Annotated in this window: 11 protein-coding genes; 6 read left to right on the top strand and 5 right to left on the bottom strand. The window is 44.1% G+C overall.

Annotation, left to right across the window (positions count from 1 at the left end; genetic code table 11):
• Together ACP45E_RS07085 and ACP45E_RS07080 are read left to right on the top strand one after the other, a co-directional pair.
• On the top strand, positions 1-457 hold a 457-nt coding region (locus tag ACP45E_RS07085), incomplete at its 5' end, for an efflux RND transporter permease subunit (protein ID WP_141707249.1).
• Positions 457-1,500: an efflux RND transporter periplasmic adaptor subunit gene (locus ACP45E_RS07080; RefSeq protein ID WP_017038143.1), complete on the top strand. Its 1,044-nt coding sequence runs from the start codon at positions 457-459 to the stop codon at positions 1,498-1,500. The genes ACP45E_RS07085 and ACP45E_RS07080, both read left to right, overlap by 1 nt.
• Positions 1,501-1,639: 139 nt before the next feature.
• Here ACP45E_RS07080 and ACP45E_RS07075 read toward each other — a convergent pair whose 3' ends face one another.
• Positions 1,640-2,530 carry an endonuclease/exonuclease/phosphatase family protein gene (locus ACP45E_RS07075; protein WP_017038142.1) on the bottom strand — a complete coding sequence of 297 codons (891 nt, stop codon included), beginning with the start codon at positions 2,528-2,530 and terminating at the stop codon, positions 1,640-1,642.
• A 294-nt stretch (positions 2,531-2,824) separates the two neighbouring features.
• On the opposite strand from ACP45E_RS07075, the gene nrdD reads away from it, so the two are divergent.
• The 4 genes from nrdD to ACP45E_RS07055 all read left to right on the top strand — a co-directional run bounded on the left by nrdD (position 2,825) and on the right by ACP45E_RS07055 (position 7,501).
• Positions 2,825-4,945: an anaerobic ribonucleoside-triphosphate reductase gene (nrdD, locus tag ACP45E_RS07070; RefSeq protein WP_026026638.1), complete on the top strand. Its 2,121-nt coding sequence runs from the start codon at positions 2,825-2,827 to the stop codon at positions 4,943-4,945.
• A gap of 32 nt (positions 4,946-4,977) precedes the next feature.
• The gene (nrdG, locus tag ACP45E_RS07065) at positions 4,978-5,448 is read left to right on the top strand and encodes an anaerobic ribonucleoside-triphosphate reductase-activating protein (RefSeq protein ID WP_017038141.1); all 471 of its coding nucleotides are present in this window, start codon (positions 4,978-4,980) and stop codon (positions 5,446-5,448) included.
• 173 nt (positions 5,449-5,621) lie between these two features.
• Positions 5,622-6,806: an aromatic amino acid transaminase gene (locus ACP45E_RS07060; RefSeq protein WP_198927225.1), complete on the top strand. Its 1,185-nt coding sequence runs from the start codon at positions 5,622-5,624 to the stop codon at positions 6,804-6,806.
• A 32-nt stretch (positions 6,807-6,838) separates the two neighbouring features.
• A complete protein-coding gene (locus tag ACP45E_RS07055) occupies positions 6,839-7,501 on the top strand; it encodes an ATP-dependent zinc protease family protein (protein WP_017033614.1) in 663 nt (220 codons plus the stop codon).
• A gap of 100 nt (positions 7,502-7,601) precedes the next feature.
• Here ACP45E_RS07055 and ACP45E_RS07050 read toward each other — a convergent pair whose 3' ends face one another.
• From ACP45E_RS07050 to ACP45E_RS07035, 4 genes are all read right to left on the bottom strand, one after another.
• Positions 7,602-8,432: a sulfurtransferase gene (locus ACP45E_RS07050; RefSeq protein ID WP_017038140.1), complete on the bottom strand. Its 831-nt coding sequence runs from the start codon at positions 8,430-8,432 to the stop codon at positions 7,602-7,604.
• 34 nt (positions 8,433-8,466) lie between these two features.
• The gene (locus ACP45E_RS07045; RefSeq protein ID WP_017038139.1) at positions 8,467-8,769 is read right to left on the bottom strand and encodes a hypothetical protein; all 303 of its coding nucleotides are present in this window, start codon (positions 8,767-8,769) and stop codon (positions 8,467-8,469) included.
• Positions 8,770-8,840: 71 nt separating this feature from the next.
• Positions 8,841-9,326 (bottom strand): hypothetical protein, encoded by a 486-nt coding sequence (locus ACP45E_RS07040; protein ID WP_017038138.1) that lies wholly within the window; start codon positions 9,324-9,326, stop codon positions 8,841-8,843.
• A 5-nt stretch (positions 9,327-9,331) separates the two neighbouring features.
• On the bottom strand, positions 9,332-10,405 hold a 1,074-nt coding region (locus ACP45E_RS07035; RefSeq protein WP_141707248.1), incomplete at its 5' end, for an LruC domain-containing protein.

The following is a 10,405-nucleotide window of genomic DNA, read 5'->3' as shown; positions in this document are numbered from 1 at the left end:
CCGCTCTTCCGATCTTGGCATCATGCCCGGGTTTTGGCTGTTGAACGTATTGAGTTCAGACATTAACGGATACCCAAACCCTTCGCTTTTCACCGCGACAGCAATGATAGGGATGATTGCATTAGCGGGGATAGTGGTACGAAATTCACTTGTGTTGATTGAATTTGTACAGCAGTCCTTAGCGAAGGGGCAACCTCTACAAGATGCACTGATCGAATCAGGCGCGGTCCGTATGCGGCCTATCTTATTGACAGCGGGAACTACCTTATTGGGTAACATTGTCATTACCTTAGATCCTATTTTCAACGGACTCGCGTGGTCGATCATTTTTGGTATTACCGCATCCACTATTTTCACTCTTCTGGTTATCCCCGTCGTTTATAACCTGGCGTATCAAGAGAGTCACAAAAGCAGCGCAGTCAGTCGTGAAAGAGTGACGCTAATGGAGGACGAATAATGAAAAGCAAAAATAAATGGCTTGGGATGATTTTGTTTACCTTATTAACCATGCTATTCCTTTTTATGGCGGGCATGTTTAATGAAAAAGTATCAGACAATAAACGTCACACAACCAAACCTGAAATTGCTCCGGAAGTCATCGTATTAGCCCCTATTAATGAGCCTGTGTGGCGAGAGTTTTCTGGTGTCGTTGTTGCAAAACAGAGAGCTGATATTTCTGCGCGAATCACAGCTAAAGTATCGGAAATATATATTGAAGTGGGCGAAGCTGTCGAAAAAGGTGACATTTTGATGCGTCTAGAGAATGAAGATCTAGAAGCACGAGTTACGCAAAATGAACAGGCCTTATCGGGAGCGCAAGCGAAACTCAGCTCTGCGATTAAAGAATACGACAGAGCGAAAGAGCTGTTAACCAGAAAGCTCGTTTCTCAATCCAGTTTTGATAACGCCGAAAGCGAGTTGGAACTGGCCAAAGCCACATTTAACCAAACTCAGGCTGCACTGATAGAGTCACAAACGACACGCGAGTTCAGTATCATTACTGCGCCATTTGCAGGGCTGATCACCAATAAACCGATTAATGTTGGGGACACAGCTGCCCCCGGCAATGTATTGGTTTCTCTCTATCAGCCGGCGCGCTTACAAATTCAGGCCGACATCGCTGAATCGGTATTACCACATATTCAATTGGGGCAAGAGATCAATGTCGACCTTCCCACCGTTTCCCTTAATATTCCATCGAATGTGAGTGAAATGACCCCGTCAGCAGACGTAAATTCAAGAAGTTATCAGATTAAGCTCGATGTTAATGTCGAGGTTGGTGTCTACCCCGGCATGTACGCCAAACTTAAAGTTCCAGTCGGTGAACATGACGTTCTTCGTTTACCTGAAAGTGCCGTGATACACGTGGGGCAGCTAGAATATGTCCAAGTATGGGATGGTGAAAACATCACTCGACGGTTAATTCAACTGGGTGACGATGGCAGAGTGAGAAAAGGTTTAGTAGCAGGGCAGCAGGTGCTTCGTTTCCCGCAAAACTGATCGAGATGTGATTGACCGTTATGCCATTAACCGTTATGTCATTAACCGTATACAGTCGTAACGAATGGAGTCTTTTTGAACTTGAGCCGTTCAACACGGTAAGCTCTGAATGAGAGAAGCCAAAGACAACAAGGGAAGATTAGTGAATGGCCATTACGATCGGGCAATGGTCGCTAAGATTATAATTTAAAACATCTTGAGCACGATACGTAGTTTGCTTAGGTGCAGAAAAAGCCAACCGCTTAGTCAGAACAATATGATCGATAACCGAGCGATACTGGTATGTTAAGCCTGCTTCTCTTTTGGAACGTACTTTACAGTCCGGTGTCGTGTTTTTACTGGCAAGTACCGCACCGGTTTGATGAGCCAGCTCAGTCCAAAGCCAATCGTTCGGTGCGCTGAGGTTATGATTAAAGTCTCCTAAAATGACATACGCATCATTGTCTAGTTCACGATCTTGAATCCATGCTCGTAATTTTTTCGTTTGTTCTTTCAAACGTCGACAGTCTTTCTTCTCTTTATAGTGCTCAATACACCCTGCTTTTAAATGAACCGACAGCAGATGAATGGGCATTTCTCCTTCTGGATTGATCACAACATAAGTGGCAAACCTAAGTTTGCTGCGCGAATGAGTTTCTAATTGGATGGAGGGCATCGCCGTTACGGAGAGAGAAGAGTGAATCGCAAAACCTGTGTACTGGTTGATATCACCAAATTGATGATTTTTATTCGAGGCTAATGAACGGTCTGACATCCATAGGGTGTAATCAGGGCCGACAACACGCTGAATCGCTGCAACATCGTTAATCTCTTGGAAACTTAACACGTCTAGATCCATGTTATCGAAGTAGCGCTGGAGTTGATTAAAGTCTTCGGGCGACCGATGGGAATTTGGCATGGACCTATTGGCATCTGAAGTGAGCCATTCAATGTTCCAACTGGCGACACGAAGTTGACTTTCTGCTTGGAGTGAAAGCGGCAAAAAAAGTAACGCTGTGACAAATATTCTAGCCAGATGTGCAATGGTCATACGATAATTACTGTGAATTTCATGGAAGCCGTTATTCTATCAGTGTTGCGAATAAATCAAGTACCATTTTCGCTAAACATCCAATTTTCATTGTTTCTTTTCTAAGTGAGAAGTACAGAGAAAAGATCGAACTGAAGTTCATCAGGGAACCGCTTTTCTTGATCCAAATCAATACTTGTCATTTGTGCTTTTTGTTAAATACACCACAACATATAGTGTCAGTGCATTTAATAGTCGCCCTATATAGTGTGTTTGTGGATAACTCTGTGAGTATGCTTAGGGTAAGGAGAAATGGTGAAACCAATCGTAATCAAACGTGACGGCTCAAGAGCTCCGTTTAGTAGGGATCGTATTCAGGCAGCGGTGGAAAGTGCCGCAGATAATGCCGATAAAGAAATCGCTATTTACGCGCTGAATGTCGCGTTAGCTGTTGAGTTAAAACTAGCGGATTACGATGAAGTTCATATCTCTGAAATTCAAACGCTGGTTGAAAATGAATTAATGCAAGGGCCATTTAAGTCACTTGCTCGTGGTTATATTGAATACCGACATGATCGCGACATCGCCCGTGAAAAGCAAAGTACGTTAACGCGAGAGATCGAAGGATTAATCGAAGAGAGTAACGTCGATTTAATTAACGAAAATGCGAACAAAGACGGCAAAGTCATCCCTACTCAACGGGATTTATTAGCGGGTATCGTGGCAAAGCACTATGCAAAGACCCACATTTTACCACGTGATATTGTTCAGGCTCACGAAGAAGGCGATATTCATTATCACGACCTAGATTACGCCCCGTTTTTCCCGATGTTTAACTGCATGTTGATTGATCTACAAGGCATGCTGACGCGAGGTTTTAAAATGGGTAATGCTGAAATCGACACACCAAAATCGATTTCAACGGCAACGGCGGTTACTGCACAAATCATCGCGCAAGTCGCGAGCCATATTTATGGTGGAACTACGATTAACCGAATCGATGAAGTGTTAGAGCCATACGTAACCACCAGCTATGACAAACATTTAGACATCGCCAAAGAGTGGGACATTCCGAACCCAGAAGCATTCGCCAAGGCGCGGACTGAAAAAGAGTGTTATGACGCGTTCCAATCGCTTGAGTACGAAGTCAATACGTTACATACCGCGAACGGACAAACGCCGTTTGTGACGTTTGGTTTTGGTCTGGGCACCAGTTGGGCCTCTCGTTTGATCCAGAAGTCGATTTTGAAGAACCGCATTGCAGGTCTGGGTAAAAACGCGAAAACGGCAGTATTCCCTAAATTGGTGTTCGCGATCAAAGATGGCCTCAACCATACCTCTGACGATCCAAACTATGACATTAAACAGCTCGCATTAGAATGTGCGTCTAAGCGCATGTATCCGGATATCTTAAATTACGACAAAGTGGTTGAAGTGACCGGATCATTTAAAACCCCGATGGGTTGTCGTAGTTTCCTTGGTACATACGAGGAAAACGGTGAACTTGTCCATGAAGGCCGTAATAACCTAGGGGTAGTCAGTCTTAACCTGCCGCGTATCGCGTTGAAAGCGCAAGGCAACGTAGACAAGTTTTATACGTTATTGGATGAGAAATTGCAGCTTGCGCGCCGCGCTTTAGAAACGCGTATTAGCCGTTTAGAGAATGTTAAAGCGAGAGTCGCTCCGATTCTGTATATGGAAGGTGCGTGTGGTGTGCGTTTGAAAGCAGACCAGCCGATTGCAGAGATCTTTAAAAACGGTCGAGCATCCATTTCTCTGGGATACATTGGTATTCACGAGATGATCACCGCATTGCATGGCGTGGACCAACACGTTTACGACGATGCAGAACTTCGACAGCAAGGACTGAATATCGTTAAGTATTTAAAAAACGAAGTGGATAAATGGACCGAAGAAACGGGGTACGCGTTTAGCCTATACGCTACGCCAAGTGAAAACTTATGCAGCCGTTTTTGTCGTGTTGATACTAAAGAATTCGGTGTCATTGAGGGCGTAACGGATCGCGGATACTACACCAACAGTTTCCACCTTGATGTGCAAAAGAAAGTGAATCCTTACGACAAGATTGACTTTGAAATGCCATACCCACCAATTTCTTCCGGTGGCTTCATTTGCTACGGGGAATTCCCGAATATGCAAAACAATATTGAAGCGTTAGAAAACGTCTGGGATTACAGTTACTCACGTGTGCCATATTACGGAACAAACACTCCCATTGATGAATGTTATGAGTGTGGCTTTAATGGCGAGTTTGAGTGTACCAGTAAAGGATTTACCTGTCCGAAATGTGGTAACCACGACTCAACCAAAGTATCAGTTACTCGTCGTGTTTGCGGATACCTAGGTTCTCCTGATGCAAGACCCTTTAACTTCGGTAAACAAGAAGAAGTTAAACGACGCGTTAAGCACTTGTAATTTTAAGATAAAAATAGGCGACGGCGCTTGTCATGAATTATCACCAGTATCATCCGATTGATGTTATTAACGGCCCGGGAACCCGTTGTACGCTTTTTGTTTCCGGTTGCGTTCACCAGTGCAAGGGGTGTTACAACCAATCGACTCTGCGTCTCGATTCTGGTCACTTATTTACGCAAGAGCTGTCGGATAAGATCATTGCTGATCTTAACGACACGCGTATAAAACGTAGAGGATTATCGTTATCAGGCGGTGATCCTATGCATCCAGCGAATGTGTCAGAGGTATTAAAACTGGTACAGAGAGTGAAAAGTGAGTGTGTTGGTAAAGATATCTGGTTATGGACCGGTTATCAGTTGCATGAACTCGATGAACACCAACAACGTTTATTGCCTTATGTCGATACTTTAATTGACGGAAAATTTGAGCAGATTAAGGCGGATCCGAGCCTTAAATGGCGGGGCAGTGCCAATCAAATTATTCATACCTTCACGGCTTGTTAAAAAGTAAATATCTCGATCTCAATTTTGATTAAGTACTAAATACTGATTTAACAATTTACGTAAGTAACAATCCATTCTATTAAAGTAACAATCCATTAAAATTTCGCTTCGATTTTGATGAATCTAATGTTACCGTGATGGCATTACTTGAATTTCAAAGGGTTGTGACTTTCATGTTTTCACACTTATCCGAACCAACACTGGATCCTATCCTCTCTTTATCTATTGCCTACCGTCAAGACGAGCGTCCTGACAAGGTTGATCTTGGCATCGGTGTATACCGAAATAGTCAAGGTGAAACGCCAATTATGGCGGCGATAAAGCAGGCGCAAGACATCGTAACACAAACACAAAAAACCAAAGCTTATGTAGGCTTAGCGGGTTGTGAAGAGTTTAATCAGTCTATGACCGATTTGCTGTTATCCGGCACGTCAGCAATGGGAAGAGTGGCGACCATTCAAACGCCAGGTGCGAGCGGTGCACTTAGAATGCTGGGGGACTTAATGAAGCTTGCCCAGCCAGATACGACAATTTGGATTTCAAATCCGAGTTATGTTAACCACAAGCCTGTGATGGAAGCTGCTGGGCTTAAAGTGAAATATTACAGCTATTTCAGTGCCGATACCAAGCAGGTGGATAGCGAAAAAATGCTGAAAGAACTTTCTTTCGCGGGACCAAATGATGTTGTGTTGCTTCATGGCTGTTGCCACAACCCAACGGGTGCTGATATTGATTTTTCAGCTTGGCAGGCAATCACAGAGCTCTCGCAGAAGAATGGTTTTATTCCTTTTGTCGATATCGCTTACCAAGGCTTCGGTGATGGTTTAGAAGAAGACGCAAAAGGTCTTCGCTATATGGCTGACAATGTTGAAGAGATGATGATCACCACTTCATGCTCTAAAAACTTTGGTCTTTACCGTGAGAGAACCGGTGCCGCCATCGTGGTTGGTCAGTCTCTAAAAGACGTGACCAATGCGAAAGGTAAGTTGCTGACTCTGGCACGCTCTACTTATACGATGCCACCTGACCATGGTGCGGCATTGGTTAAAACTATCTTAAACGACGATCAATTGACTCAAACCTGGAAGACTGAGCTAAGCGAAATGCAGCAACGTTTACTTAGCCTGAGAAAAAGCTTGTGTGATGAACTTAGAAATGAACATGATACGGATCATTTTAACTTCATCGAAAGCCATAAAGGTATGTTTACCGTGCTAGGCTTTACCAGTGACCAGATGTCTACGTTAAGAGAGCAGTTCGGTATCTACGGTGTCGGAGACGGTCGGATCAATATCGCTGGCCTATCTGAAAATCATATTGCGTATGTGGCTAAGGCCATTGCTACTGTATCAAGATAATAATTAGATCAAGATAATAGTTAGGTATTTCTATGAAGAAGCAGAATCACTTATTGTTAATGGTTATGTTAAGTCTTGGGCTCACAGCGTGTTCGACAACCAGTAATGTTGACAAAGAGCCGTTACCTGAACCAGAAAACCCGGTTGAAGTGCCTGTTGTCGAGCCTGAGACGGACAAGCCTGTTGAGCCTGAAGTAAAACCTGAAGAGCCAGTTGTCGAGCCAGAGCCTAAACCAGCAGAGAAACCAAAACCTCAAGCGAAAAAAACAGAAGATGGAAAACTGATTCTTGGTGATCAAGAGTGGGTTTACGTTCCTGGTTTAAAACAAAGCTTCAAAGCTCGCGTGGATACTGGAGCAACAACTTCGTCAGTAAGTGCTCAAGATATCCTTCAGTTTGAGCGTGACGGAAAAGAGTGGGTGAAGTTTAAGGTAGACATGGGTGACACGCTGAGCAAAGAGATTGCGTTACCGGTTCAACGTTGGGTTAAAATTAGACAATCAAACAGTGAAGAATCAGAAAAAAGGCCCGTCGTTGTCGCTTGGGTCCAGGTCGGTGATCTCAAAGAAAAAACAGAGTTTACCTTGTCTGATCGCAACCATATGAAGTTTTCAATTCTATTGGGTCGCAGCTTTTTTAAAGACGTCGCTATTGTTGATGTGAGTAAGAAATTTGTACAGGACAAATACAAATAGCTTTACTCAGATTTAGAACTGATAACAATGTAACAAGGGCCATTCACTGAATGGCCCTTGTTTATCTACGGCTCTGGGTACTTACTGCAATGTGGACAATTTAAGGGTGTATTGGAAGATCTTCTCTTTGGCCCCATTCCGTCCATGAACCATCATAAACCGACATATTTTTATAACCGCATAGCTCACACGCTAGTAATACAATGCAGGCCGTCACACCTGAACCACAGCTAAAAATGTAACGATCTTTGGTGGGATCAATCGACGTTTCAAGGATCGATTTCAATTGCTCAACGGGCTTGAGTCGCTCTTCATTCATCAATTCCGCAAACGGCTGGCAGATAGAGTTCGGAATATGCCCACTGCGAATACCTGCTCTAGGCTCTTCTGTTTCAGCGTTAAATCTTGCTCTACCACGAGCATCTACCGTCAGGTTGGCGCTGTTGTTAATTTGAGAAAGAACAGTATCTGCGGATACAAAATAGTCTGAATTCAGCGTGCCAGAAAAATCACCCGGTTCTTGGGGTGTTGCATAGGATTTGTCGGTTTCATAACCAGCTTGTTTCCATGCGGTTAGTCCTCCGTCAAGCACATACACGTTTTCGTGCCCCATTGCCTTTAACATTACCCATGCTCGTGGAGAGGCGAAAGTGCCACTGTTGTCATACACAACGATGACAGACTCATTATTCATTCCGATTTTCTTTGCGGATTCATTGAACCGATCTTCAGAAGGCATCATATGAGGCAAGGAACTGCTCGGATCGCTAAAGTCCTTATCATAATCAAATCGCAACGCATTAGGGATTTTATTGATGGTGTCCTTAGCCGTTTCACTTGGGATTTTAAAGTTTATGCTTGCATCTAAGATGACCAAATTAGGATTATCTTGTTGTTCCTTGAGCCACTGGGCGGTAACAAGTGGGTGCATTATTACTCCTTATATTCGATTTCCACGTGCAAAATCAGCATGAAATAAACTGAAAATGGGTGGCAGTGTTAAGTTTACTGGTATTGGCTTTCAGTAAGACAGACGTCCCTAGCTTACATTGAACGGAGCCGCCTATACTGACTCGAAAAACACCGGCATCGGGAACATCAACGATTAAGTAATGCCTCTGGCCATCTAGAGACTGAATCATCGACTGATCGGTGATGGTGCCTTGTATCTGAATACTGTCTGAATCATCAGGTAGAAAATACGTGACTAGCAACAATATAAACGTGGCAATCAACAGAGCTGCAATGTAAGTCTTTGGTTTATCCATCCAAAATAACCATTGGGAACGAGCATTCAGAAAGAGTTTACCGTGTCTATTGCCTGAATGCTCGGAGCTAGCTACCAAATCCAACTATTTTGTGAGGGCGTGAATTGATATTGGATGGGGTCGCTTCCATCATAGAACCATATTTCAGCTAACACCGATGATTGCGAGTCAGAGATAATAAACTCGAGTGCAGCTTTCCCGTTATCTAATGATGATGACGTAATACGACTGTTAAAGTTGGGGACGAAACTACCATCTTGCAGGGGCACGTAGTCTCCGTAAATTGACACATAAGCGCGTTGTGTCGAATAGGCGCTGATATCAACGTCAAACGTGTAATCTACAACAGGATTAAAACTGAACCCATCTGGGATCGAAAGATCTTGTGTTGTCCGTTGGACTGCTAGGGTGTTTTCTATAAAGCCAGCGGATCCTGCTGATTCATCTTGCTCTTCCGTCGTGATGGTTTTGTTAGTAGGAGGGCTGCCCCCATCACCTCCGCCACCGCAGGCAAGAAGAAAGAATGAGAGAGATAAAGTGATCCATTTAATATCCATAGTCTTTACTCCTGTGGTTGGAAGAAACGATTAGAGGATGCCTTGTTTTCTAAGTACCAATTCTGGCTTTGTTGTCCCGCTGATTCTGCATAGGCTGCAAATTCAGGGTAGGTGAGCACCAAATCTACCCGTTCTTGTGGCCATTTCCACTCATCGGTTATCAGTAGAGCCCAAGGTAGATTGCCGGCCGTTTTAAAGAAACGAGTGGCGCTGGGATCACTGCTATCAATGCCTCTTGCGTAAAGTGATTCGTCAAACTGCTCGGTCGGTGCTTGATCCGCTAGGTGGACTTCCCATTTTCGGCCCGGTTGAAAGGTGACGCCTTCGCCATGGTACGAGTTAGGAGTGGCAAAAATAAAGGGGTCGTAGGGCATCGCCATTAATCCAGAGGTGTCTGCGGAATCTGTCGTTGTAATATCCAGACTGAACGAAAATTTGAGAGACTCCTGACACGTTTGTTCTGTTCTGTAATAGCTGCAACTTTCTGATCGCACCACCGACATGTCATCAGAAACAATAAAAATCGCTTCTTCAGATATTGCTTCCAAACCATTGGTTGGTTGAACAACGCCATTGTGCGTCATGGTTGTTAGCGCTTCATCAATGTCAGTGCGATTAATCCCAGCCAGTCGGATTGCAAAACCATTGCGGTAGTCTGCGCCGTAGGCTGCAACATAGCCTTCAATTTTTGAGCGAGACACTTTTCCATCTTGCAATGTTTCTGTTACGCGGTAACGAACAACGAGGTCATTCATGTCGTAGTCGGCGGTGTAAGGCCAATTGTCTTCAAAAGCGACGGTAGCATAGCCCGATTCGCTAGGGTAATGGCGTATCGCAATACCATCTTTGGTGATGAGAATGGGGTGATCTTCGACTTCCCCTTTTTGCGCTCCGCCCACGTGTTCAATTCCAATCTGGTCGCTAAAGCGAAAACGGCTCCATGTTGATCCCATGGTTGCATCATTGGGTACTGACAGAATCAGAGCGTTCGTTCCTTGAGACAGTATCGTGTCTGAAAAAACCTTTTCTCCCTCATCTGTAAAGTCGCCATCTTTGTTCCAGTCTATCCACGCTGAAAG

The sequence above is a fragment of the Vibrio genomosp. F10 str. 9ZD137 genome, from assembly GCF_049974785.1.
Lineage (GTDB): Bacteria > Pseudomonadota > Gammaproteobacteria > Enterobacterales > Vibrionaceae > Vibrio.
This window is presented reverse-complemented; position numbering and strand designations above follow the sequence as displayed.